The 25,813-nt window shown below is 38.9% G+C and carries 18 protein-coding genes and 2 pseudogenes; 6 read left to right on the top strand and 14 right to left on the bottom strand.

The features are described 5' to 3' along the window. Positions 1-11: 11 nt before the first annotated feature. From FS608_RS09360 to FS608_RS09345, 4 genes are all read left to right on the top strand, one after another. Entirely contained in the window at positions 12-857 is an 846-nt protein-coding gene (locus FS608_RS09360) for an ABC transporter ATP-binding protein (RefSeq protein WP_144549262.1), read from the top strand. Beyond that, entirely contained in the window at positions 808-1,731 is a 924-nt protein-coding gene (locus tag FS608_RS09355) for an iron-hydroxamate ABC transporter substrate-binding protein (protein WP_144549260.1), read from the top strand. The genes FS608_RS09360 and FS608_RS09355 overlap by 50 nt, the downstream gene beginning before the upstream one ends. Positions 1,732-1,801: 70 nt before the next feature. After that, complete coding sequence (locus FS608_RS09350; RefSeq protein ID WP_144549258.1) at positions 1,802-2,806, top strand: FecCD family ABC transporter permease; 1,005 nt, start codon at positions 1,802-1,804, stop codon at positions 2,804-2,806. Further along, positions 2,803-3,810: a FecCD family ABC transporter permease gene (locus tag FS608_RS09345; protein ID WP_144549256.1), complete on the top strand. Its 1,008-nt coding sequence runs from the start codon at positions 2,803-2,805 to the stop codon at positions 3,808-3,810. The genes FS608_RS09350 and FS608_RS09345 overlap by 4 nt, the downstream gene beginning before the upstream one ends. A 48-nt stretch (positions 3,811-3,858) precedes the next feature. On the opposite strand, the gene FS608_RS09340 is transcribed toward FS608_RS09345, so the two are convergent. The 4 genes and pseudogenes from FS608_RS09340 to FS608_RS09325 all read right to left on the bottom strand — a co-directional run bounded on the left by FS608_RS09340 (position 3,859) and on the right by FS608_RS09325 (position 9,395). Further along, positions 3,859-4,818 (bottom strand): AraC family transcriptional regulator, encoded by a 960-nt coding sequence (locus FS608_RS09340; RefSeq protein WP_144549253.1) that lies wholly within the window; start codon positions 4,816-4,818, stop codon positions 3,859-3,861. 135 nt (positions 4,819-4,953) lie between these two features. Beyond that, a pseudogene (locus FS608_RS09335) lies at positions 4,954-5,082 on the bottom strand (rhamnulose-1-phosphate aldolase); the annotation flags it as partial. 92 nt (positions 5,083-5,174) lie between these two features. Beyond that, a complete protein-coding gene (odhB, locus tag FS608_RS09330) occupies positions 5,175-6,425 on the bottom strand; it encodes a 2-oxoglutarate dehydrogenase complex dihydrolipoyllysine-residue succinyltransferase (protein ID WP_144549251.1) in 1,251 nt (416 codons plus the stop codon). Positions 6,426-6,484: 59 nt separating this feature from the next. Further along, a pseudogene (locus FS608_RS09325) lies at positions 6,485-9,395 on the bottom strand (2-oxoglutarate dehydrogenase E1 component). 169 nt (positions 9,396-9,564) lie between these two features. Here FS608_RS09325 and FS608_RS09320 point away from each other — a divergent pair. Then, positions 9,565-10,449 carry a LysR family transcriptional regulator gene (locus FS608_RS09320; RefSeq protein WP_144549246.1) on the top strand — a complete coding sequence of 295 codons (885 nt, stop codon included), beginning with the start codon at positions 9,565-9,567 and terminating at the stop codon, positions 10,447-10,449. Between the two features lie 130 nt (positions 10,450-10,579). Here FS608_RS09320 and FS608_RS09315 read toward each other — a convergent pair whose 3' ends face one another. Both FS608_RS09315 and FS608_RS09310 read right to left on the bottom strand, forming a co-directional pair. Continuing rightward, positions 10,580-11,023: a cell wall hydrolase gene (locus FS608_RS09315; RefSeq protein ID WP_144549244.1), complete on the bottom strand. Its 444-nt coding sequence runs from the start codon at positions 11,021-11,023 to the stop codon at positions 10,580-10,582. A gap of 104 nt (positions 11,024-11,127) precedes the next feature. Further along, positions 11,128-11,883 (bottom strand): class I SAM-dependent methyltransferase, encoded by a 756-nt coding sequence (locus FS608_RS09310; RefSeq protein WP_144549242.1) that lies wholly within the window; start codon positions 11,881-11,883, stop codon positions 11,128-11,130. A 203-nt stretch (positions 11,884-12,086) separates the two neighbouring features. Between FS608_RS09310 and FS608_RS09305 the strand changes: the two genes are divergently transcribed. Next, positions 12,087-13,097 (top strand): phosphotransferase enzyme family protein, encoded by a 1,011-nt coding sequence (locus FS608_RS09305; protein ID WP_186328658.1) that lies wholly within the window; start codon positions 12,087-12,089, stop codon positions 13,095-13,097. Positions 13,098-13,304: 207 nt separating this feature from the next. Here the strand turns inward: FS608_RS09305 and FS608_RS09300 are convergent, their stop codons facing one another. The 8 genes from FS608_RS09300 to FS608_RS09265 form a co-directional block, all read right to left on the bottom strand. Next, on the bottom strand, positions 13,305-14,066 hold the full coding sequence (locus FS608_RS09300) for a DeoR/GlpR family DNA-binding transcription regulator (protein ID WP_144549238.1): 762 nt from the start codon (positions 14,064-14,066) through the stop codon (positions 13,305-13,307). A gap of 331 nt (positions 14,067-14,397) precedes the next feature. Then, positions 14,398-15,651, bottom strand: a complete 1,254-nt coding sequence (gene rhaA, locus FS608_RS09295) for an L-rhamnose isomerase (RefSeq protein ID WP_144549237.1) — start codon at positions 15,649-15,651, stop codon at positions 14,398-14,400. A gap of 21 nt (positions 15,652-15,672) precedes the next feature. Next, complete coding sequence (rhaB, locus tag FS608_RS09290) at positions 15,673-17,091, bottom strand: rhamnulokinase (RefSeq protein WP_144549234.1); 1,419 nt, start codon at positions 17,089-17,091, stop codon at positions 15,673-15,675. 166 nt (positions 17,092-17,257) lie between these two features. Next, positions 17,258-20,821: a glycoside hydrolase family 78 protein gene (locus FS608_RS09285; protein WP_144549232.1), complete on the bottom strand. Its 3,564-nt coding sequence runs from the start codon at positions 20,819-20,821 to the stop codon at positions 17,258-17,260. 167 nt (positions 20,822-20,988) lie between these two features. Continuing rightward, positions 20,989-22,035, bottom strand: a complete 1,047-nt coding sequence (rhaS, locus tag FS608_RS09280) for a rhamnose ABC transporter substrate-binding protein (RefSeq protein ID WP_144549230.1) — start codon at positions 22,033-22,035, stop codon at positions 20,989-20,991. A 69-nt stretch (positions 22,036-22,104) separates the two neighbouring features. Continuing rightward, positions 22,105-23,115: an ABC transporter permease gene (locus FS608_RS09275; RefSeq protein ID WP_144549228.1), complete on the bottom strand. Its 1,011-nt coding sequence runs from the start codon at positions 23,113-23,115 to the stop codon at positions 22,105-22,107. A gap of 2 nt (positions 23,116-23,117) precedes the next feature. Then, complete coding sequence (locus tag FS608_RS09270) at positions 23,118-24,125, bottom strand: ABC transporter permease (protein ID WP_144549226.1); 1,008 nt, start codon at positions 24,123-24,125, stop codon at positions 23,118-23,120. Between the two features lie 16 nt (positions 24,126-24,141). Beyond that, positions 24,142-25,677: a sugar ABC transporter ATP-binding protein gene (locus tag FS608_RS09265; RefSeq protein WP_144549223.1), complete on the bottom strand. Its 1,536-nt coding sequence runs from the start codon at positions 25,675-25,677 to the stop codon at positions 24,142-24,144. Positions 25,678-25,813: the final 136 nt, after the last annotated feature.

The following is a 25,813-nucleotide window of genomic DNA, read 5'->3' as shown; positions in this document are numbered from 1 at the left end:
GGAGGTCACTAATGGTTCGGTTATATACAGAGGGTTTAAACATTAGCTATGATGACCAGTTAATTGTTAAAAATCTCAGTGTGAAAATACCCGATCGAAAAATTACAACTATCATCGGATCTAATGGCTGCGGGAAATCTACTTTATTGAAAGCGATCACACGAATTATTTCACAGCAATCTGGAACCGTTTTGTTAGATGGGAAAGATATCTCAAAGGAAAATACAAAGATTCTTGCAAAGAAAATGGCCATTCTCCCGCAATCACCTGAAAGTGCTGCTGGACTCTCAGTAGGTGAGCTCGTTTCCTATGGCCGCTTTCCCTATCAAAAAGGCTTTGGACGCTTAACAAAAAAAGATTTTGAAGTTATTGACTGGGCACTTGAAGTCACAGGTTTACTAGACTTTAAGTTTCGTTCAGTTGATTCTTTATCTGGAGGCCAACGCCAACGAGTTTGGATTGCCATGGCACTTGCTCAAGAAACAGACATCATTTTTCTGGATGAACCAACCACTTATCTAGATATGGCCCATCAACTGGAAGTACTAGAGCTTCTTCAAAAGCTGAACATCGAACAGGAACGTACGATTGTCATGGTCCTTCACGATTTAAATCATGCAACACGTTTCGCTGACTATATCATTGCGCTGAAAGAGGGACACATCGTCAAAGCAGGAGATTGCGAAGAGGTTATGACACCTGAAGTGTTGAAAAAAGTGTTCCAAATTGATGCCCAAATTGGACGGGATCCACGAACAAATAAGCCCATGTGTCTTACCTACAACTTATTAAAAGGAGAAATTCAAAATGAAAAAGCTGATATACCCGTTTATCCTGCTCTTAGTGTTAATTATTAGTGCCTGCAGTAACGAGACGTCAGGAAAAGAAGAGAGTTCACCTAAAAAAGAAGAACACCCAAAAACCATTACATATCAATCAGAAAATGGCCCGATAGAAGTCCCATCCAACCCAAAACGTGTCATATTGCTTTCAGGATTCACGGGTAATGTCATCGATTTAGGTGTGAATATCGTTGGTGTAGATGTTTGGTCTAAAAATAATCCCACTTTTAAAGAAGAATTAAAAGATGTTGCTGAAGTATCTGATGAAAACTTAGAAAAAATTATTGAATTAGAACCAGATTTAATTATTGGTTTATCTAATATTAAAAACCTTGATAAATTAAAAGAGATTGCTCCAACTGTAACTTATACTTGGGGGAAAGCCGATTATTTAACCCAACATATAGAAATCGGAAAACTGTTAAATAAAGAGAAGGAAGCACAAGCTTGGGTTGATGACTTCAAATCAAGAGCAACAGCAGCGGGAGACGAAATCCGCTCAAAAATTGGTGAAGATGCAACAGTATCCGTCATCGAAGCTTATGATAAGGATCTATATGTATTCGGTAATAACTGGGCAAGAGGAACAGAAATCTTATATCAAGCCATGAATTTGAAAATGCCTGATAAGGTGAAGGAAATGGCATTAAAATCTGGCTACTATGCGATTTCAGCAGAGGTACTTCCTGAGTATGCTGGAGACTATGTGATCCTTAGTAAATACGCTGATGCCGATCACTCATTCCAAGAAACAAAAACGTACAAGAATATTTCAGCCGTTAAAAATAATCGTGTCTTTGAAATGAATGGAAACGGTGCTTCCTTTAGTGACCCAGTGACATTAGATAAGCAATTAGACTTTTTTAAGAAGTCATTTCTCGGAAATTAATAATCTATGAGGGGTTCTTTATCTAGAATTCCCTCTTCCCCTATTCTAGGAAAGAAAAGATGAGAGACTGATGACAAAAGAAAATTTCCCCTTTGTATATAAGATTATCGCTGCTTTCCTTGTTTTTGCCGGTATGTCCATTGCTGCCTGCGTTTTTGGAGCGGCAGATACGACCGTCAAAGATGTTTGGATGGCACTAACTTCAACTTCAACTAATAATGATGCCACTTTGATGCTCCGTGAAATCCGATTTCCAAGAGCAGCGGCTGCCATTTTTGTTGGTGCAGCACTCGCTGTTTCAGGCGCGATCATGCAAGGTCTGACGAGAAATCCCCTAGCAGATCCTGGTTTACTTGGATTAACAGCTGGCGCGAATGCGGCACTTGCCATAGCCGTTTCGTTTATCCCTTCTGCCAATTATTTCAGCATGACAGTCGCTTGTTTTATGGGGGCTGCAGTTGGAACATTGATAGTTTTCGGGATCGGTTCCATAAAAAAAGGCGGCTTTTCTCCGCTCAGAATTGTTTTAGCTGGGGCAGCGGTCTCTGCCTTCCTGTATGCTGTTGCAGAAGGAATTGGGATTTATTTCAAAGTTTCCAAAAATGTGTCCATGTGGACTTCAGGAGGGATGATTGGGACGTCGTGGAAACAGCTTCAAATCATCGTCCCATTTATTATTATTGGGATTCTGGTGTCACTTTTTCTCTCCAGACAGCTTACCATTTTAAGTTTAAATGAAGAAGTTGCCGTTGGACTTGGTCAAAAAACAACTCAAGTAAAGGCGATTCTATTTATAGTGATCATACTATTAGCAGGTGCTTCTGTGGCACTTGTCGGGAATATGGCCTTCATCGGCTTAATGGTCCCCCATTTGGTTCGCGGAATCGTCGGAACGGATTACCGCTTCATCATTCCCATGTCCGCTATTTCTGGAGCCACTTTTATGCTTTTTGCTGATACCCTTGGGAGAATCATTAATGCTCCCTACGAAACACCAATCATTGCAATCATGGCTGTAATGGGGCTGCCCTTCTTCCTTGTTATTGTCCGTAAAGGAGGAAGCGTATTTTCATGATTCAGCCTTCTTTATTAAAAAAACAGCGGATACTTTTAAGTAGTTTACTAGGACTCATATTGTTATCATGCATTATTGGCATGGGTTTAGGATACTCTTCCCTATCCTATGACCGACTTATTCCAACTCTTCTCGGACACGGAACGTTTAAAGAGGATTTTGTCTTATTTTCTATTCGCTTACCAAGAATGATTATTACATTGTTAGCAGGGATGGCCTTGGCCTTATCTGGTTCTATTTTACAAGGAATCACACGGAATGATCTTGCTGATCCTGGTATAATTGGGATTAACTCCGGAGCAGGTGTGGCAATTACCGTTTTCTTTTTGTTTTTACCTATTGAAGCAGGTTCATTTGTTTACGTACTTCCCCTTGTGGCTTTTTGTGGTGCGATACTAACTGCCGCACTAATCTATCTTTTTTCCTATAAAAGAAATTCTGGAATGCAGCCAGTGAGATTAGTTCTAGTCGGGATTGGTTTTTCGATGGCACTTTCTGGAGTGATGATTGTCCTGATTTCATCAGCTGAACGGGAAAAGGTAGATTTTATTGCGAAATGGTTAGCGGGGAATATTTGGGGAACGGATTGGCCTTTTATTTGGGCATTCTTACCCTGGTTATTGATATTAATCCCGTTTGCATTGTACAAGGCAAATCGATTAAATCTTCTCGGTCTAAGTGAGTCAGCTGCCATCGGTGTGGGTGTTTCAATTGAAAGGGAACGGATTGTTTTACTAGTAACAGCCGTTGCCCTGGCTGCTTCTGCCGTTTCTATTACGGGAGGAATTTCCTTTATTGGATTGATGGCTCCCCATATCGCAAAAGCGTTGGTAGGACCTAGAAATCAACTATTTATTCCCTTAGCGATTCTGATAGGCGGTTGGCTCTTGCTCATTGCAGATACAATTGGACGGAACTTGATTGAACCTAATGGAATTCCCGCTGGAATTATGGTTGCCTTAATCGGTGCTCCGTACTTTATGTATTTGTTATTAAAAAAGTAAAAAACAATGAATCCCAATTTGGAGGGATTCATTGTTTTTTTATTTTTATCATGTTCTCTGTCTGTATTCCTTTGGTGTCATTCCATATTTCCCTTTAAAAATCCGGTAGAAATAACTGATGTTATCATAACCCACCTGCTCTACAATTGAAGCAATCGCCAGGTCGGTTCCTTCCAATAATTCCTTCGCTTTGACAAGTCGCCTCTCTTGAAGAAGCTCTTTGAATGTGTGGGATGTGGCCTTCTTTATGGTTTTACTTAAACCATAGTGAGATTGTTTCAATTGATCTGCTAATTCATATAACGAGGCATCCTTAAACTGATCTTCTATATACTTAAGTGACTCTACTACTATATAATGATTGATAGATGCCTCTTCTTTTCTCTCCACCTTATCGGAATTTTTGATAAGTTCAATCAAGAAAAGCCCCATATAAAGCTTAATAGTTGATTCTGAGAAAGTAGAAGGATGCATGATTTCCTCAATCATTTTTCCAATCATATCCTGAATAGCCGGTACTTCAGCAACTTTAAAATAAAGGAATTGTCCGTTCTGTGTGTTGTTATATAAGCTATTAATCAGAAAATCACTGACAATATTTTCGGAACTTAAAAAGGTAAAAATAAAGTCGAAGAAAGAAGGACGAATGATGAAATTAATGACAATGTCTTCTTTAGAACAAGCTTTGATCTCATGTTCAATATGCTGATTTAATAAGAGAAGTTCTCCTTTTTTCAAGGTAATTTGCCTTCCACCCACCGTTTGATTCAATTCCCCGGTATAGACATAATTGACTTCAATATAATCGTGTTTATGTAAAGGGAAATCCACAAATCTTGTGTGCTTACGTACCATAATCATCTTATCTTTACTGAGGAATTTTTCACTTTCAATAATAAAATTTGTCTTATTTGTATACAGTTCTTTACTTACTTTTTTTCGCTCTTCAAGAATCGATCTCTCTTCATCTGTTATTTCCATTAGTTCATCAAGAAGTTCCAGATTCATTTGATTCACCTATTTTCTGAATTCTATCTCTAAATCAAATCATATCATATTTCTTATTCCCCAATTGAAAAAACAAATAATCTACAAAAGGCATACTCCCTATTACAGGAACATGCCTTTTGATTGATTAAATATTTATAATTTCAAAATTCCTTCTCGCGGAACTACTTTAAAGGCATCAGCCAGGACTTGAAGCTGCTTGTCGGTAATCGTTTGTTTTTTCCCACCTTGTGCACACACGATCGTATACACCTGAGCTGCTTTTTAGATATCCAAATACAAAAAAAGAGATGGAAAACCTCCATCCCTAATTTTTATGAACTATTAATTTAAACTAGCATGATCAAATGAAACTTTTACCCTTCTAATAATAACGAGTGTGGATCTTCCAACAATTCTTTCACGGCAACTAGGAAGCTAACGGCCTCTTTGCCGTCTACAATTCGATGATCGTAAGACAAGGCAATATACATCATCGGGCGGTTTTCCATTCGTTCCTTATCAATCGCTATTGGTCTTGTTTGGATTTTATGCATTCCGAGAATCCCTACTTGCGGGCTATTCAAGATCGGTGTTGACATTAATGATCCGAAAACTCCGCCATTAGTAATGGTAAATGTACCACCTTGCAAATCATTTAACGTAAGGGCATTATCACGAGCTTTTTTACCAAGATTACTAATATCCTGTTCGATTTCAGCAAAGTTTTTCTGATTTGCACCGCGAACAACCGGTACCACTAGACCCTCTGGTGCTGCAACGGCAATTCCAATATCATAGAACTTCTTGATAAGCAATTCATCGCCTTGAATTTCGGCATTTAAAAGCGGGAATTGCTTTAACGCTGAGACAACGGCTTTTGTAAAAAATGACATGAACCCAAGACGAACACCATGTTTTTCAAAAAATGCATCTTTCCGCTGATTGCGTAAATCCATAACAGCCGACATATCAACTTCGTTAAAAGTTGTTAACATCGCTGCTGTATGCTGGACTTCTACCAGGCGTTTTGCGATTGTTTGACGCCGGCGGGTCATTTTCACCCGTTCAACTGGTTTGTCAAACTCTTCATCTATTTGTTGTACGGCTTGTTTTGGGCTGGCCTTTTCCACCTTTGGCTCTTCTTTAACCGCAGGAGTCGGTGTGTATGCTTTTACATCCTCTGGTCTAATTCTTCCAAGTGGATCCCGGCTGCTTACTTGTGTTAAATCGATTCCCAATTCTCTTGCCAATTTTCTTGCCGCTGGTGAAGCAATCGGACTATTACCTTTTGGAAGTTCTGGCTGAGGCTGGGTTCTTGGTTGATTTAGTGTTTCTTCTACTGTTATTTCCGGAGCTGCAGCTGGAACAGCTGGAGTGGCTCCAGCCGCCGCATTCTCTTCGATAATCGCAATGACATCGCCAACTTCGACGATATCGCCAGGCTCTTTTAAAAACTTTGTAACTACACCTGAGTAATCGGCATTTAATTCTATATTAACTTTATCAGTTTCCAGCTCAACCACACTATCTCCTTTGGTTACTTTATCACCAATATTAATGAGCCATTGAGCAATGGTTCCTTCCGTAATGGATTCTGCCAGTTCTGGTACTTTGATTTCAATCATGTGGTGTATCCTCCTATGTTTGTTGGTAAGTCCTCTATAAGGTAGTATTTCTACTTAAATTATCTTCCGGAAATGGAATTAGTAACTAGTTCTATTTCTTGTTTCTGAGTATCTATTTGATTCAATATAGTTCAGAGCCTGTTTGATAATCCGTTCTTGTTCATTTTTATGAACGGTTGGATCTCCGCCCGCTGTACTTGAACGCTCTTGACGCCCAATGTAACCTACAGTCAGTCTGCCAGCTGCAAGTTCAAAGAGAGTTGGAGCGATATAATGCCACGCACCCATATTTTTCGGTTCTTCCTGCACCCAAACAATTTCCTTTAAGTTAGGGTACCGCTTTATGATGGCTTCTACCTTTTCCTCAGGAAATGGATACAATTGTTCGATTCGAGCAATGTGTACCTCTTCTAGATTTTGATTTTCTTTGTTTGAGTCGATTTCTACAGCCAGATCGATGGCCATCTTACCCGTTGTTAAAACTAAGCGTCTTACCTTTTCCAGCGCTTTTCCTAGTTCAGGCTGTTCCAAAACTGTTTGGAAATGACCTTCGCTTAAAGCAGTACCAGTAGATGCAACTAACGGGTGACGGAGCAGACTCTTTGGTGTCATAATCACTAATGGTCGAACAAACTCTGATCCTAAGATGGAGGCTTGGCGGCGTAAAATATGAAAATATTGGGCAGCACTTGTCAGGTTGGCAACCGTCCAGTTGTTTTCAGCCGCTAACTGTAAAAACCGTTCAGGGCGGGCACTGGAATGCTCCGGACCTTGGCCTTCATACCCATGAGGCAGCAGGAGAATAAGGCCTGATTTTTGTCCCCATTTTGCCCTTGCAGATGAAACAAATTGATCATAGAGTGGCTGCGCTGTATTTGCAAAGTCGCCATATTGTGCTTCCCACATGACAAGTGTTTCAGGAGCAAATACATTGTATCCATATTCAAAACCTACAACAGCTGCTTCTGACAGCGGACTATTATGAACCGCAAATGATGCTTTTGCTTGCGGAAGATTGTGCAATGGAGAATACGTTTCGTTTGTTTCTGCGTCGTGCAGTACAATGTGCCGTTGCGCAAACGTTCCACGTTCTGAATCTTGGCCAGTGAGACGAATCGGCGTACCATCCTTTAACATCGACGCAAATGCCAGCACCTCTGCTACCGCCCATTCTACTTTACCGTTTTCTTCTAGTGCCGTTCCACGACGCTCCAAAATCCGCTTTAATTTTGGATAAACATGAAAACCTTCCGGCCATTTCAGCAAATCTTGGTTTATTTCACGAAGCGTATCAAGTGGCACACTTGTTTCCAACGATGGAATTCCTTTGGCGATTACCATCGGAACCTCTACTTCTGAAATGTGTTCACTCTGCTTCTTCTCTGACACTTTTTCATACTCTACTTGCAACATTTCTTGTACGCTGCGATTCATTAGCTCAACATCTTCTTGATTGAGAATGCCTCTTTCTTTCAACTGATTTGCATACACAGCTCTTACAGTTGGATGGTTCACAACTTTTTTGTATACCTGCGGTTGGGTGACCGCTGGATCGTCCATTTCATTGTGGCCAAATCGGCGGTATCCAACTAAATCAATCAAAAAGTCTTTTTGGAACTTGGCACGGTATTGATAAGCAAGTCGAACAGCGGCTAGACAGGCTTCTGGATCGTCCGCATTAACATGTACGATTGGAATCTCAAATCCTTTTGCTAAGTCACTGGAGTATCTCGTTGAGCGAGAATCATGGCTATCGGTTGTAAAACCAACCATGTTGTTAGCAATGATATGGATCGTTCCACCTGTTTTATATCCTTTTAACCCGCTTAAATTCAGGGTCTCCGCTACAATCCCCTGGCCTGGAAAGGCTGCATCGCCATGAACTAAAATGGCAAACGCCTTATTCATATCCTGCTTAGGGTAACCTGTATTTTTTCGTTCTTCTTGGGCAGCTCTTGCAAACCCTTCAACTACCGGATTGACAAATTCAAGATGACTCGGGTTATTGGCTAAGGTAATCCGTGCGCGCACATTACCGGGACCTTCCATGAATCGATTACGTCCAAGATGGTATTTCACATCTCCAGTCCAGCCTTCACTTATGTCGACTAAATCTTCTGACGGACCCTGTTGTTTAGCAGACGAATGCTGAAATTCAGCGAACATCTTGCTGTATGGTTTGTTTAACACATGTGAAAGGACACTTAAGCGGCCGCGATGCGCCATACCAATCACGACATTTCGTGCTCCATCCTCAACGCCTTCGTGCACTGCTTCATTCAGCATTGGTACTAGCATATCTACGCCTTCAATGGAGAATCTCTTTTGTCCGACAAAGGTCTTATGCAAAAACTGTTCAAATCCTTCAACCTCTGTTAGGCTCTGCAGCAAGTTCGTTTGCTCTTCTTTCGATAAAGACCGATGCAAGGAACCTGTCTCCACCATTTGAGTTAACCAGGCTTGTTCATCCATCTGTTGCACATGGTTAAATTCATAGGCTAATGTAGAGGTATATACACTTTTTAAATGATTGAGAGCATCCCACGCAGTTTGTATCCCTACAGGGGCCTCTTCCCATACGAGGATTGCTGGAATCGCTTTCAGTTCTTGTTCACTAACCCCATATTTTTCGGGCTGAAACAACTCTTGATTTTGTTGATTCCACTTTAATGGGTTCATGTTTGCCGCTAAATGACCGTTTGAACGAATGTCCTCAAGCAGCTTTACCACTTTCAGTACTTTCTGTATATTTGTGGAATTATTAGAATTGAAAGATTCATTATTTTGGGTTTCTTCGATATGACTTGACTCAAAAGACAATGGTGAGCCCCATTTTATAAAAAGCTCTCTTAATTTTGGATCAATAGCTTCTTCTCCGTTCGTATACCGCTCGTATTGTTCAATAACATAGCCAAGGTTTGGACCATTGAATTTCCGCCATGGATTATGCAGGTTTTTCTGGACTCCCATTCACAATTCCTCCATTGTTGTCTTACTTTATATGACTAATTTCAGATTATTTAATAAGTAATTTTCAATTGCTTAAGGTTAAGGATAATGTAATAATTGAAATAAATAAAATGCTAAAAAATTATATTAACTTATAAAAAATATTAATATCAGATAGATGGGTGGAAAAATGGATTACCGTGATTGGGAAATACTAAAGGTGCTTTATCATCAAAAGAATCTAACAAAAACAGCTCGCCTCTTATTTCTTACTCAACCCGCATTAACGACTCGATTAAAGCATATGCAGGAAGAACTAGGCGTAAAAATCGTCACCCGTGAAAGCAGGGGAGTGCATTTTACCCCACAAGGAGAATACCTTGTTCATTGTGCTGAGGAGGCCCTCGCGCATTATGAAATGATAAAAGAAAATGTCCAAAATATGAGTAATAACGAAAGTGATGAAGTGGTAGGTACGTTGAAATTGGGGGTTTCCAATTTTTTCGCGAATTATGAACTTCCCTATATTTTGAAATTATTTAAAATGCAATATCCGCATGTGGAATTCAAAGTAACGACGGGATGGAGCAGAGATGTGACTCAACTTATTCATAATAAGGACGTTCATATCAGCTTTGTCCGTGGAGATTATGGCTGGCGGGGATTATCAAAATATCAATTGTTTGAGGAAACTATTTGCATTGCTTCAAAAAATGAGTTTGATATGAAAGATCTCCCTCGTCTTCCAAGAATTGAATATAGAGGGGATTACTTATTAAAATCAGTCATTGATCATTGGTGGGCTGAAAATTTTTCTGAAGCCCCTTTTATAAGTATTGAAGTCGACCAAGTAGACCCATGTAAGGAAATGGTTATAAATGGTTTAGGCTATTGCATTTTGTCTAGTCGAGTACTTAAAGGGATAGAAGACTTAAACAAAATCCACTTAAAAGACCAAGAAGGAAATCCGATTTTGCGGAGAACGTGGATGTATTATCATAAGGAAGCTATGGATTGGAATGTTGTTAAGGCGTTTGTTAATTTTATCGAAAACTTTGACTGGAAAGATAATTGAATGAGTGAAACGGGTCACGTAGACTACTTCTACGTGACCCGTTTTGACTGAAATCAGGCCGATATGTGTCCTACTTACTATTTTCAGCTCGAACACCAAGAACAGAAAAAGCTTACTCAAACGAGTAAGCTTAACTTCCCTTATAAACACTATCACATGTTCCAGCTTTTGGTTCATAATAACAATGGTTTTTAAATTGGCCAGATTGTGGTTGACCGTACCATGTTGGAGGGCATGGAGCATATGGATTAAAATACCAAAGTGCATACTTTCCTGGGTGTTCTCTCCAATAATCCAAATTCTGTTTTGCTAATCTTTTTTCAGCAGTTCTCGCTCTTTGATAAAATACATTTCCTTTTTGAACAGCTTCAAAGGAAAAATTTCCTCCTTGTACTTGAAAAATGACATCTGGAATTTTTCTTAACCCTTTAAAGTCTAAACAATCTGCTTTAAGGCGATTTACAATTACATTTCCTACATATAACATTCCTTGTTTTCCTTCGCCTTCGGCTTCTGCTCTCATCATCCTAGCCATTAAGTCAACGTCTGAACTACGGTAATTTACTCTTGGCATTTTTTCACCCCCAAATATGGTATGAAATAAAGCCTACATTGTTGTCATTATTATAAAAGAAGAATACTTTGTTATAAAGTTAACAATAATCATCATTTAAATAATTACACTTTACCCAAATAGCTTCTTGTGATATTTGGAATAACTATTTGCCCATGATTGCTATATTTTTCAAATAGATTTGATAATGCTGTAATGAATGGATGATATTCCTCGTCGGTCTTTTTTGGGGAATAGGAAGCGGATAAGTATCTTCCCAAAAATCCACTTAAATTAAATTGCAGGTCATTGCGAAAGTAATTTAAATCATACTTTCCATCTTTAAAAAATTGCTGAAATGCAATCGGAGTTTCCTCGATACCGCCGCTAAATCCTTTAAAATTTGGGCAGTACTTTTGGCAAACCTCTGCACTTTCCTTGTTAATATCGCTTGCCCCATCTCGGCTATTCCAGACAAGGGCCACTCTACCATCCTGTTTCAAAATCCGTTGACATTCCAATTTGAACGGCTCCATGTCGAACCAATGAAATGCCTGAGCTACTGTTACTAGATCTATACTATTATCATTTAAAGTTGTGTTTTCAGCCGTGCCCTTAATGGAAATAAAACGGGAATTCGTCATCAAATTTTGTTCCGCAACTGTTCTCATATCATCATTTGGCTCCACTCCGATTACTGAGTATCCTCGTTCAAGAAGCTGATTGCTAAATATTCCAGTCCCGGAGCCAATATCTGCAATAATATTACCCTCCTTTAAAACAGCTTCAGAAATTAAATATTCCATATATTCAATAGGATAGCTGGGACGATATTTTGCATATACCTCTGCTTTTCCTGTGAATTTATCATTTGATTTCATAAAGCCACCTTCTCTCTGTTCCAAATGTATACCTTATCCTATTTTACCATATTTTCACATAATGTTTGATTAACTTGTTAACCTTCAAAATGGTATTGAACAGCTTCATCTCCAAGGATTTCCCAAATTGCCTATTCAAAAATACTTTCCTCTTGTTCCTGTACGTGATAGACTTCTTTTTAAAAAAAGGATTTTTGAATAAGATGAAAAAATATTTATCATATATTGAAGAAATAGTACCTTTGTACTTTCCTTTTGAGAATTGGGAGATTGTTCCCGGGCCAAGTGGGAAAAACAATACAACCCTATTTATTCTGGCAAATAATGAGAAATACGTACTGAGAATATACCAAACCCATCAAGATAAAGACAAGGTAAACTATGAACATGCTGTATTACTAGCATTAATCGAACGGCCCTTTTCCTTTTCCATTCCAGTACCAATGAAAACAATAGATGGGCAAACCATTGTCAAAACTAAATCTGGAAATCTTGCGGGGGTGTTTAAATTTATCAATGGGACGAATCCTGCCCTAGAAGACTTAGATCAAATCTATTCTTTTGGTAAGGCGGCTGGTCAACTTACTGCAGAACTTGCCGAGGTCAATGTAAATCAACCGCCAGTATACAGACCGTATTATGATATGAATAGTACACACCCAAGATGTTCTTTGGATCAGATTAAAGTTTTTTCCCTCAATCCACCAGAAGACTTTGTGGAGTTAACTCAAGAATTATTAATAATCTATAAACAACTAGTTTCCTTTCAAGACAGTGTCTCGTTTTTAAAAAGCCTTCCTCACCAGCTCGTTCATGGAGATTTAAATGCTACCAACATTCTTTCGGGTGGGGATGGAAAGATTTCCGCCATTCTTGATTTTGAATTTGTTACACATGATTTACGAATGATGGAAGTTGCGGTTGCTATGTCCGATTTTATAGATGATGAAGAGGATGAGACTATTATTTTCAAAAAGATTACCGCCTTCCTAACAGGATATGGCAGTAGGATTAATCTGACAAAAGGAGAAATTCATGCCCTTCCTCTTCTAATCCGGCTTAGAAGTTTAGACGTGTTTATCCATTTTCTCGGCCGATATTGGGACGAGGTTGACTCTATTGATACGGTCAAGAAGTATATTCGTAAGGCTGCACAAAGAGTTTCATGGATTTTAAGACATCAAGACAAGTTCATCAAATTCAGTGAAAAGTAATTTAAATAAATGTAAAAAAATGACTGTCAAAATGTAAACCAACTGATAGTCATTTTTTATTGGTATATAACTAATTAATCATTTGATTATTTTTATTTAAAATTCATTTTTATCAACCATCTGGATTGGGCATCAATTTGTTTTTTTACAGAGTATGCCTCTATTTACTCTATAAGTGCATAAAAAAACAGACCGGGACATGGTCTGCTAGTTTACAATTAATAACTTTATCTTTATATCCTCGAGTTCATTTCTAGTTTTTTCATTTATTTTTGAATCGGTAATAATGCAGTCGATGGTGGAAACAGGTGCAATTTGTGAAAAGGCTCGTGTTCCAAATTTACTCGAGTCAACCATTAAGATGGTTTCATCTGAAATTTCCATCATCTGTTTTTTTAATAAGGCTTGTGATTCATTAAAGTCACTTAATCCCTTTTCTAAATGAACCCCTTTACAGGAAAGAAACGCCTTATTTACGTGGTACATACCCAGAGAACGTTCTGCAAGCGGTCCAACATATGAAAGAGATTGTGAAAGCAGCGTTCCCCCCGTGGAGATCACCTTGATTTGTTCTTTTTTACTAAGTTCAATGGCGACTTTTATCGAATTTGTCAGAACCGTTAAAGGCATATCAGGCAGTTCCTTCGCCACATACCATGCCGTTGTACTTGCGTCTAAGACGATTTGATCCCCTGGCTCGATAGAACGAATCGCTTCTACAGCTATTGCTTTTTTCTCGGCAGCGTTAGTGATTTCCCTTTCTAAATAAGAGGTCTCCCCCTGATCCTTTTCAATACTAACTGCCCCGCCATGGCTGCGCATTAAGAGATTTTCTTTTTCAAGCTTTTCAAGATCACGCCGTATCGTTTCTTCTGTTACTGAGAAAATTTTACTAAGCTCCGTGACCCGAATACTCAACCGCTCATTAACTAAGTCCACAATCTTTTTTTGTCTTTCTGCAACTAGCACTAGTGCTGCCCCTTCCTGCTGAATAAATTTTTATTTATGTTGTTTTATGTTTGATTTATCTTTATTATCACTATAACTATACCATATATCTTTGGAAAACAAACAAAAATTATACTTTTAATATGCCCACCCTTTTTTTCAAAACGAAATTAAACTGAATTGGGAATTGATTTACATTTTTTGTAGAATCTACTCGTTATTTTGTATAATAACTTAAAACTTCGTAATATTTTCCCTATATTTTGTATAATCCCTTTCTAATTTAAGAAATAAATCCAAAAAAAGACCCAACGGAGCCTATAAATCTCCTATTTGAGTCTTCCATCACAAGTTATCGCTTTAATAAAACTTCTTGCTCATACGCTTTTACTTCTTCTAGCCAAGACTCTCTTACTGGAACGCCCATTTTTTCACAGTAGTAATCCCAAACAGCACCAAATGGATAAGTCTTGAATTCTTCCATTAAAGCTAATCTTTCAGTGAAGTTGCCTTCTTCTTGAAGCTGCTTAAGATAATCGTTTGGTACTAACATAGCAGATAATAAAGCCTTAATCATGTTGCGTGTGCCGATTGTCCAAGCAGCCACACGGTTTATGCTCGCATCAAAGAAATCAAGTCCAATAATGACACGGTCTAAGGCATCATTACGTACAATTTCTAAAGCAATTTCTTTAAGTTCATCATCTAAAATAACAACATGGTCACTGTCCCAACGTACCGGTCTTGAAACATGCAGGGCAAGCTTTTCGCTGAATAAAAGCATAGATGAAATTTTGTTAGATACAGTTTCTGTTGGATGGTAGTGACCGGTATCTAATAAACACAATTTATTGTTTTTCATTGCATAGTTTAAATAAAATTCATGGGATCCCACTACATATGATTCGGAACCAATACCGAATACCTTGCTTTCAACCGCATCTAAGTTATAGTTTTCATCAGTTTCCACCGCAAAAATCTTATCTAATGATTCTTTTAATCTCTTTCTTGGTGTGAGGCGGTCACTTGGAATATCCTTGTACCCATCTGGAATCCAAATGTTTGTTAATGCTGGTGTACCAAGTTCTTTACCGAAGTACTCACCAATTTTCCGGCTGCCAATGCAGTGATTAATCCAGAATTCCCGGATTTCTTCGTTTGGATGTGATAGTGTTAAGCCATCATCTGCTTTCGGATGTGAAAACAATGTTGGGTTGTAGTCTAACCCTAAGCCATTTTCTTTTGCCCATTTCACCCAGTTTTCAAAGTGCTTTGGTTCTAATTGATCTCTTTCCACTACTTCTCCATTTGTTTCCGCATAAATCGCATGTAAATTGACGCGATGTTTTCCTGGAATCAAGGAAAGTGCTTTTTCTAAGTCTGCTCTTAATTCTTCCGGTGTTGATGCTTTACCTGGATAATTACCAGTAACGGAAATTCCACCAGATAATTCGTTCGGATTTACTTCAAATCCGCCAACATCATCCCCCTGCCAGCAATGAATAGAGATAGGAACATTTTTTAATTTTCCGATGACTTCATCAACATTAATTCCCCATTTTTCATAAGCTTTTTTAGCAAGTTCGTAGTTTTCTTGAATAGACATGACATTCTTCCTCTCTATCTGTTAGTTTGTAATCGGTGCAGTAGGCATATATTTTTTAACTTCAAATGAATTTTTAATAATTCTACGTGCTTCTTTAATATCATTGATTTCATCTAGAGCCATTAATTGAGCAACGATATTGCCAATCGCTGTCGCTTCAACTGGCCCTGCATATACCTCTTTCCTCGTTACATCCGCCACCAGTTGATTCAACATTTCATTTTGACAGCCGCCGCCGATGACATTAATTTTTTCAAATCTCTTTTCAAAAATTTCTTCGATTTCATTCACGGCATCCTGATAGCTAACTGCTAAACTATCATATACGCATTTTGCGACTTCACCCGGTGTGCTTGGGATCGGCTGTGCTGTTTGCACACAATAATTCATGATTTCCTGGATCATGTTCACTGGTTTTAAGAAACGATCATCATTGACGTTAACAATAGCTCTGAAGTCTTTCGCTTCTCTAGCTAAATCGACAAGTTCGGCAAACGAATATTCATTATTATAGTTGCGTCTTACCTCTTGAATCATCCAGAGACCCATAATATTTTTTAAGAACCGATATTGATAATCAATTCCGCCTTCATTGGTGAAATTGTAGTCCAGTGCTTTGGTGATACAGATTGGGAAGGAGTTTTCTACGCCAATCAATGACCATGTACCAGAACTGATATAAATTGTTTCATTTTCTTCTGGTACGGCAATAACCGCTGAACCTGTATCATGTGTGGCCGGTAGTATCACTTGAAGGTCAAATCCTAGCTCTGAAACTAGTTCTTCTGTTAGCGTTCCAAGAACGGTCTTAGGTGTCTTAATTTCATGGAACATCTCTTTATTAATTCCCAATAGATCCAATAAGTCATGATCCCATTTTTTCGTAAACGCATTGACTAGTTGTGTGGATGTAGCGTTTGTGTATTCGTTTGCTTTTTTTCCTGTAAGCAAATAATTAAAGTAATCCGGAATCATTAAGAATGATTTAGCTTTATCAAGAATCTCTTGGGTGTTTCTTTTCATCGAGAATAATTGATATACCGTATTAAACTTCTGGAACTGGATGCCGGTTTCTAGATAGAGTCTTTCTTTTGAAAATAACTGAAACACTTCCTCCATCATGCCGTCGGTCCGAGGATCTCGGTAAGATACAGCTTCTGTTAATGGCTGGTCATTTTCATCTAACAAAACAAAGTCTACTGCCCATGTATCAATTCCGATGCTGTCCGGCCTAATACCCAATTCCTTGCATTTTTTTAGTCCCTTTTTAATCTCTTGAAAAAGTTTATCGGCTTCCCAGCAATAGGACTCACCTTTTTTAACAATTTTGTTTTCAAAGCGATGAATCTCGTCTAGTTTTAAGGTGCCATTCTCGAGATAGCCTAAAATAAGTCTCCCGCTCGAGGCACCAATATCTAAAGCGATACTGTATTTTGTCATATACATCACCTTCCAATTGGAAACGCTTACTGTAATCTCTATCTTACTAGAAAACTACAATTTTCCTATATCCTGAGTCGACCAATTTATTGTCCTTATTTGCCGGTCATAACTTAAGAAAAAGCTTGCAGACAATGGATCATCTGCAAGCTTTTTTACTGCTAAACTACTTTATGGTTGAACTGAACTCATAGCTTCCTGACTCAAGTTCGTAAACAGCTTTACCATCTTTAAATTCGATAAACTTTACACCTTTTGCCTTGGCAATTGGCTGTCCGCCTTCCTTGACTTTATTAACGTCGGTTGCAGGAAGATAGACGTTAGCAGTTGTATTTGCCGGAACAGTTACACTATAGTTGAAAGTTCCATTCTTAAGTTCCCATCCGCTGCTAATTCGGCCATACACGGAATCATAGTGACCTTTTGCAAATGTTACTTCACCGCCATAGGCTGGTTTAAAGATTATATGCTTAAATCCTGGTTGATTAACATCACGCAGAATACCTAGAGAATGATTATACATCCAGGCACCGACTGCTCCTAATGCATAATGGTTAAAGGAGTTCATTCCATTATTACCGCCGAATCCATTCTCATGCGTGTAGGAATTCCATCTTTCCCACATAGAAGTAGAGCCATTTACTACTGGGTAAAGCCATGACGGATATTTCGTAGACTCGAGCAGCCTATACGCCACTTCATCATAACCATTTTCTGATAATGCCGGATTTAATGGTGCAGTACCGACAAAACCAGTTGTAACGATATATCCCAACTCTTTTGTGAGATCGGCAAGGCGGGCTGCAGCATGTGGTTTGTTTTCGGCACTAAACATGTCATATGCAAGTGGTAAGGAGTATGAAGCTTGTGTATCCTGTAAAACACCAGTAAACGACTTGGTCTTAAATGTGGCAGAATCCACAAAGGCTTTATTCCATTCAGCCTTAATATTTTCATATAGTTGCTGATATTCTTTTGCGTTATCAGTTTTACCAATTGCCTCTGCCATAATCGCCATCCGGCTTACGACATAACCATAAATTGCATTCACTAATAATGGTGTATCAGTTGCTGTAAGTGAAAGGTGATCTGCTAGACCGGTTTTGTTTGTGAGAAACTGATTGCCATTAATTTTTCCGCCGTCTTTAATCGAATTAATAAATCTTTGCATTGAAACATAGTGTTCTTGAATCAAATTTGTATCACCGTACTGTTGATAAGTCTCATACGGTAAAATGATACCCGCAGCCGCCCATGCTACCCATCCGCCTGATTGCGGATTAATGGTATAGTTTGGTGCGTAGATTGGATACCCGCCATCAGCGGCTTGGCTATCTCTTAACGTAGTTGTAAATCTAGCAAAAAATTGCTGTACATCCGCATTATAGGTAGCTGTTCGTGCAAAAACTTGGGCGTCTCCTGCCCAGCCCATCCGTTCATCACGTGCAGGTGTATCAGTAGGAATACTTAAAAAGTTTCCGTATTGTGAACGGTTAATATTTTTATAAAGTTGGTTAATTGATGGGTTGGATGTTTCATAACTGCCTGTTTGCTCTCTTAGTGAACTTAATACAACTCCCTTTACATCCTCGGGTGAAAGCGGGGCATCTAATCCCGTAATTTCAAGATAGCGATATCCATGGAAAGTAAAGCGCGGCTGATAGGTTTCACCCTTTTTATTACCATTCATAATATAAGTATCTGTACTAAGTGCAGCACGATAGTTTTCCGTGAGGATCATCCCAACCATGCTCGATCCGTTCATATTTTTATATTCAGGTAAGTCAGGATATAACATTTCCGCGGTACGGAATGTCACTTTTTCCCCTTTTTTCCCCTTTAGAGAAACTTTTGGTAAGCCCACCATATTGACACCCATGTCATATACATATACGCCCGGTCTAGGCTCACTATATGATTTTGCGGTGATCTCTTCAACTTTATGAACATTGTCTCCAATCTGTGCAACAATCTCTGGATTGGCAAAAGCAGGCTGTGGTGTAATGACGACAGCATTGGTCCAAGAACGATCATCGTATCCTGGTTGATCCCATCCATCTATGAAACTTTCACGTGTAGCATCATAGTCTTCTCCATTAAAGAAGCCAGAATAGGTGATCGGTCCCTCGCCAAAATATTTCCAAGTATCAGGGTCTGTCACAATAGTTTCCGAGCTATTATCTTCATAGGTAATAACAAGTTTGCCAAGCAATGATTGACGATCCCCAAAGTAATTATAATTGGAGAGGTTAAAGGTCATTTGATCACTCCACCAACCCGAACTTAGCATTGCTCCAATGGCATTATTACCTATTTTAACCAGGTCTGTTACATCATAAGATTGGTACATGATTCTCTTAGAATATTCAGTTGAGCCTGGGTTGAAATAATCCTGACCAACTCTTTCACCATTGATATAGAATTCATAGATTCCACGCGCAGTAGCATAAAGTCTAGCCGTTTTAACCTTCTTTTCTACTTTCAATTCGGTCCGTAACATCGGAACAGATGTATGACTTGGATCTTTATAAATAGTAACTCCGTCGTTACCGCCATTTACATTGAAGGCACCATTTTCAATTTTTACTTTTGACCCGTCAATCGCCTCTTTAAAAATACCCGCATACTTGGTATTAACATCTTCCTTAAAGACTACGGAGTTCGGTGCTCTGACTTCAGATATCGCAATATTGCTAAAAATAGCCTGTTGATTCTTCTCTACTGAGAAACCAATGTGGTTCAATCTAGGGAAAGTTGGTACGTCTTGCACAGCGTTTAGAGGATTCAATGTCAATTTTGCGTTTGCTGCCTCGTTTGGATAAGATGTTCTTTGTAGAGAAACTGGCACATTATCCACTGTGGCTGTGGCTGCATTACCGCTTACACTTATTTTAATAGAATGTTTATTGTACTTATTTTCCGAGGTGATTGTACTAATATCTCCTAATGCAATTGGTTTAGTCTCATCTAATTGACCAATTCCTTTTTCTGGTCCATATCCCTTTCGATAGACGTTGAGCTTTGCAGACCCGGTTCCTGCTACGAGTTTTGAAAGGTCAATTTCATATTTGATAAAGTTTTCTCCAGCAATACTATAGTTGTTTTTATTTTTATCCATTAAACGGGGATCATTGGCACCAAAAATAAAGCTTCCCTTCGAACTGCCTTCAGGAATCATTACTTCATAATCAATATTAAAAACAGGTTTAGATTTTGCATCTAATTCATATTCTGGAGCACCAATCCATTTGGCATTATCCCATCCAGTTCCCATCAAGCCTGTTTCAAACCACGCTTCATTGGAAGGCACCACTTGATTTCCATCTTTATCCCAGACTTTTACGGTCCAATAATATCTTGTAGTTGGGCTTAATGCTTTCCCTTCATATTTAATGTTATTAGATTGGTCAGATTTAATTTTCCCTGTATCCCAAATATCTCCTTCAGACTTTTTAAGCTTTTTCTTGTCCGTGGAGACGATAATTTGATAGGCACTTTGTTTTTGTCCACGGATATCGGATTCCATTATCCAACTAAACCTTGGATTTTCCTTATCAATACCAATTGGATTAGTGGTACTTTCAACCTCGAGATTCGTTATTGTAACCTTTTCTTTTGCAGCGGCTATTGTATTAGTGAATTCCAAATTAAAGATGCTTAAGAAAAACAGAGAGATAATTATCGTAAAACTAACGACCCTCTTAAACACTTTGCCCTCTATATTAATCATGAAACTCTCCTCTCGATTCGGTAATATTTTTATTCAATAATTTCAGTCGAAATATTCTGATAAAATTCCACAAAAAAATATCTTCTTTCAAAGATAAGGAAAAGTCTGCAGACTTACGAATATATTCAATCTGCAGACTTTTCTTAGAATAGTTTTTGAAATAAATTTTAGTAAACTTCCTTCCACTCAGCAATATTGCTTGAATCGAATTTGAATGGATCGCCGAGCATGATTTGTGTTCCGTCTCCATCTTGAACTACTTCTTTGTCACCAATTTCTCCAGCAGAGAATTTATCTCCAACCTTACCTGTGATCTTTCCGCTTACAAGTGCGTCAGCTGTGTAACCTGCAAGATACCCTACATCGATTGGATTCCATAGGTACATCCAATCACAGACACCGCTTTCAATATACTCTGCCATTTCACTTGGTAAGCCAAGTCCTGTAAGTTTTACCTTCCCTTTTAACCCTTTATCTGTTAACACTTTTCCTGCCGCAGCAATACCAACCGTTGTCGGGGCAATGATTCCTTTAAGGTTTGGATAAGATTTTAATAGGGCCTCGGTTTCAGACACACTCTTATCACGTAAATCATCACCATAAGCAACTTTTACTAGTTCAATATCCTTGTATTTCGGGTCTTCCAGCTCTTTTTTCATCCATTCAATCCATGTATTTTGGTTTGTTGCTTGAGAAGTGGCACTAAGTACAGCAATTTGTCCCTTGCCGCCAATCATTTCAGAGATAGCCTGGATTTGTACACGGCCAATTCTTTCAGGATCTGCCTGGTTTACGTGTACCATCCGGCTCTTTGCATTTACAGCGGAATCTAGTGAAAGAACCTTAATTCCTTGATCCATCGCCTTTTTCAATGCAGGCTGGAGTGCATCCGGGTCATTACCGACAATAGCAATACTGTCTACTTTTTGAGAAATAAGTTCTTCAATCATTTGAATTTGTGCTTCAGCCGTTGGCTGGTCTGGAGCTTTTAAGATGGCTTCATGGCCAAGCTCTTCAATCGCATTTTTAAACCCTTCCATTTGCTTTTCCCCATATGGATTCCCAGTGTTTTTGAATACGATGGCAAATCTTTTCTTACCATCCTTTTCGCCGCCGCTTTTTTCGCCGCTCGAACTTGGTGCAGATTGGCTGCAGGCTGCCAGCATTGAAAATACAAGCATAATAGAAGCAAATAATAGTGATAGCTTTTTCATTTCAATTTTCTCCCCTTTGATTAATTTTTTTAATATACATAAACAGTTTTGGACTGCTTAGTAATATGCTTAGCCAGCAATTTGCTGGGATGAACTCTTTGTGGATTTTGTTTTTGCTTTAGCCTTTGGCTTCAGATTCGGCACCATAACCGCGATGATTAACAGCAATCCAATAATAATCATTAACACTTGTGCTGGGATATTAATTAATCCAAGTCCGTAACGAAGGTACCCAATTAGGAAAACGGCAATGATTGCCCCTAACATTTTTCCTTTACCACCTGCAGTACTAATGCCTCCTAAAACCACCATCGCAATCACATCTAGTTCATAACCAAGTGCAACGTTTGGTCTTGTGCTGCCCATTCTTGAGGTTAAAAACAGTGCTGTAATCGCTGCCATTACACCCGCAAGTGTAAAAACAATAATTTTAATTTTATCCACTTGAACTCCTGAAAACCGGCTCGCCGTTGGATTATTACCGATAGCATAAACCCGGCGCCCGAATGTTGTTTTATGTAACAGAAGCCCAAAAATCACTGCTATCACAACAAATGCAATCAAAATGAACGGAATGCCGTAAACATATCCCCAGCCGAAGAAACCATACCATTCGGGAAAGGAACCGGCTGATTGATCCTCGAGGATGATATAGGCAATCCCCCGGTAAATAATCATCGTTGCCAGTGTGACAATAACTGCCGATAATTCTTTAAACTTCACAATTAGCAATCCGTTAATCAAACCACAGACAGCTCCAACTGCCAAACAAATCACCACGGCGATTTCCATCGGAACGCCCAATGAGTATAAATGGGCCATGACAACTGAAGCGAGTGCTACAATAGATGCTACAGAAATATCAATATCGCGCAGGATCATAATTAGCACCATGGGAAAAACGATGAAAGCTTTATCCAAAAACGTCATGGTTGCGTCTCGTAAATTGTTAAAATCCCAATAAAAGGGTGATAAACTGGCATTTGTAATGTTCATTACAATAAAAAGTAAAATAAGCATCCATTCCCACTGGAGGAAGAACTTCTTAAACGTAAATTCTTTTTTGCTTATATTCTCCATAGCTAAATTTGCCTCCTCATGAGAGCATTTAAATCTACTCCTCGTTTCACTAGAGCATTTAACACTACGGCAATTAAAATGATGCCGCCTTGAATCCCGCTTTGCCAGAACGGTGACACGTTAATAAGTGGAAGAGCATTATTTAAAATTCCGATCAGTATCGCTCCCAAAATCAGTCCTGATATTTTTCCGGAACCCCCCGCTATATTTACACCTCCTAATACACATGCTGCAATTACCGTTAATTCATAGCCTGAGGCCGTATCTCCCTGTGCTGAAGCAAATTTTGATACCCATAAAACACCGGCAAGACCCGATAATCCACCCATCAAAGTGTAAACTAAGAAAATGATCCGATCATGATTAATTCCGGTAATAATAGCTGATTCCGGATTACTTCCGACTGCATAAATCTGTCTTCCTGTTCTTGTATGATTAATAAAATAGTAGAAAATAAAATAGATAATAATAGCAATCATGATCAAGTTATTGATTCCTAAAAAAGACCCGGTTGCAATTCCTTTGAAGCTGTCTGGCATTTGGTGAGCACTCACCCATTTCCCACCGCTGACCATAAAGGTTAATCCCCTAAAGATATACATCATACCTAAAGTTGCAATAATCGGCAGGACCCCGCCTTTGGCAATAATTAAGCCAAGAATTCCACCACTGATAATCCCAATAACTATACCTAATAGGATGGCCCAAATTGGATGGAGGTTTGGAGCAGCACCCACGGACAATGCAGATATCATCCCTGACAAGGCAAGTGTGGCTCCGATGGATAAATCAATACCCCTGGTAATAATTACGAGCATCATCCCAATTGCCAGGATACTTAAAATGGCTGTATTCGTAATCATATCGTTAAGATTTTCAAGTGTTAAAAAACTTGGATTTCTTAATTGAACTGCGATGGATAAAAGGATGATGAATCCCAGTAATCCAACTTCCCGAAACCGGGCAATACTTGAACTAATCGAAATCTTCTCTACAGTTTTTTCTGACATAATTTTAATCCCCCCTTTATATGCCTGCGGCTTCTAATCTCCCATTATTATGATGGGTCACTTTATTTGCCATTGCCGCTTCTAATATCGCTTCCTGCGTTGCTTCCTTTCCATTGATTTCAGCCGTAATCCTGCCTTCACGCATCACAAGAATCCGGTCACACATGCTGATGATTTCAGGCATTTCAGAGGAAACCATAATAATTCCATACCCTTGACAGGCTAGGTCACTGATAATTTCATAGATGGCCGACTTTGCTCCTACGTCCACACCTTTTGTTGGTTCATCGAGGATGATAATATCCAAATCGGTAGTAAGAAGCTTGGCAACGGCTACTTTTTGCTGGTTTCCACCTGACAGCGAACTGACAAGATTATAGATACTTGGCGATTTCACACTTACTTTTTTTGATAGATGACTTGCGATTTCATCTTCCTTTTTCCTATTTAACCAACCCTTATTAGATAATCGGTTTAATGCCGGGAGGGTAATGTTTTTGTCAATTCCCCAAGTAAGGATAAGTCCCTGCTGCTGCCTGTCTTCTGGTAAATAACCGATTCCTTGCTTCATTGCTTGCAAGGGATTCGTAATCCTAGTGTCTACCCCTTTTACATAAACCTTTCCTTTATCAGCAAGGTCGATTCCAAATAATGCCTGACATACTTCGCTGCGGCCTGCACCAACCAGACCCGTTAATCCAAGAATTTCTCCTTTACGGAGCGAGAAAGATATATCTGCAAAGAATCCCGTTCTACCAAGGTTTTCAACTCTTAATATTTCTTCGCCAATTATTGCTTCAGTTTTTGGGAAAAGCTTCTTAATCTCCCGTCCAACCATGGCAACAATTAAGTCTTCATTGGAGATATCATGGATTCCCCATGACCCGATGTATTTAGAATCACGAAAAACTGTTACTTGACTCGCTAATCGATACATATCTTCAAACCGATGGGAGATAAAGATGATGCTTGTTCCACTATCTCTTAATTTTTCTGTAATTCGATAAAGGTCTTCACTTTCATTTCTAGTCAGTGCCGCTGTAGGTTCATCCATGATGATAATTTTTGCATTTGTTGACAAAGCTTTTGCAATCTCAACGATTTGCTGTTGGGCAACACTGAGGGTCCCCATTAACGTTTTTGCATCAAAATTGGCACCGAGTTCCTTCAAAAGGCGGTTTGCTTCACCGTGCATTTCCTTCCAAAGAATTCTTTTCGTGCCTTTTTTTACTTTTTCGTGACCCATGAAGATATTTTCGGTCACACTTAGATCCGGGAAACAGGTAACATGCTGATAAATGGCTGCGATTCCCATCCTTTGTGCATCATTAGGATTTCTAAACTCAACCCCTTGACCATTTAAGTACATCTTTCCTTCATTGGGCTGATGAACCCCCGTAATCACTTTAATAAAAGTTGACTTTCCTGCTCCATTTTCCCCCATCAGGGCGTGGATTTCACCTGGCTTTAATTTAAATTGAACATTATCGAGGGCCTTAACACCTGGAAAGGTCTTGGTTATCCCTCTTAGTTCTAATACATAGTCAGACATGTTTTCACTCCTATCAGATAAGACCTTTACCAACATTGCCATTGAAATGAATGGTTTGTACCCGCTTGTTTGCATACGCTTACATATAGATTACTCAGTTTTACTACTAGGGAAAAGGAGGTAACTTTCGGGTAAG

The sequence above is a fragment of the Bacillus sp. X1(2014) genome (assembly GCF_007678255.1).
The sequence above is the reverse complement of the archived record's forward strand: the minus strand, read 5'-3'. Positions and strand labels throughout refer to the sequence as shown.

What these genes read in the sequence shown, in the direction of transcription:
- FS608_RS09360 (WP_144549262.1), top strand. Translation starts at nt 12, where the DNA reads ATGGTTCGGTTATATACAGAGGGTTTAAACATTAGCTATGATGACCAG.
- FS608_RS09355 (WP_144549260.1), top strand. Translation starts at nt 808, where the DNA reads ATGAAAAAGCTGATATACCCGTTTATCCTGCTCTTAGTGTTAATTATT.
- FS608_RS09350 (WP_144549258.1), top strand. Translation starts at nt 1,802, where the DNA reads ATGACAAAAGAAAATTTCCCCTTTGTATATAAGATTATCGCTGCTTTC.
- FS608_RS09345 (WP_144549256.1), top strand. Translation starts at nt 2,803, where the DNA reads ATGATTCAGCCTTCTTTATTAAAAAAACAGCGGATACTTTTAAGTAGT.
- FS608_RS09340 (WP_144549253.1), bottom strand. Translation starts at nt 4,818, where the DNA reads ATGAATCTGGAACTTCTTGATGAACTAATGGAAATAACAGATGAAGAG.
- odhB (WP_144549251.1), bottom strand. Translation starts at nt 6,425, where the DNA reads ATGATTGAAATCAAAGTACCAGAACTGGCAGAATCCATTACGGAAGGA.
- FS608_RS09320 (WP_144549246.1), top strand. Translation starts at nt 9,565, where the DNA reads ATGGATTACCGTGATTGGGAAATACTAAAGGTGCTTTATCATCAAAAG.
- FS608_RS09315 (WP_144549244.1), bottom strand. Translation starts at nt 11,023, where the DNA reads ATGCCAAGAGTAAATTACCGTAGTTCAGACGTTGACTTAATGGCTAGG.
- FS608_RS09310 (WP_144549242.1), bottom strand. Translation starts at nt 11,883, where the DNA reads ATGAAATCAAATGATAAATTCACAGGAAAAGCAGAGGTATATGCAAAA.
- FS608_RS09305 (WP_186328658.1), top strand. Translation starts at nt 12,087, where the DNA reads ATGAAAAAATATTTATCATATATTGAAGAAATAGTACCTTTGTACTTT.
- rhaA (WP_144549237.1), bottom strand. Translation starts at nt 15,651, where the DNA reads ATGTCTATTCAAGAAAACTACGAACTTGCTAAAAAAGCTTATGAAAAA.
- rhaB (WP_144549234.1), bottom strand. Translation starts at nt 17,091, where the DNA reads ATGACAAAATACAGTATCGCTTTAGATATTGGTGCCTCGAGCGGGAGA.
- FS608_RS09285 (WP_144549232.1), bottom strand. Translation starts at nt 20,821, where the DNA reads ATGATTAATATAGAGGGCAAAGTGTTTAAGAGGGTCGTTAGTTTTACG.
- rhaS (WP_144549230.1), bottom strand. Translation starts at nt 22,035, where the DNA reads ATGAAAAAGCTATCACTATTATTTGCTTCTATTATGCTTGTATTTTCA.
- FS608_RS09275 (WP_144549228.1), bottom strand. Translation starts at nt 23,115, where the DNA reads ATGGAGAATATAAGCAAAAAAGAATTTACGTTTAAGAAGTTCTTCCTC.
- FS608_RS09270 (WP_144549226.1), bottom strand. Translation starts at nt 24,125, where the DNA reads ATGTCAGAAAAAACTGTAGAGAAGATTTCGATTAGTTCAAGTATTGCC.
- FS608_RS09265 (WP_144549223.1), bottom strand. Translation starts at nt 25,677, where the DNA reads ATGTCTGACTATGTATTAGAACTAAGAGGGATAACCAAGACCTTTCCA.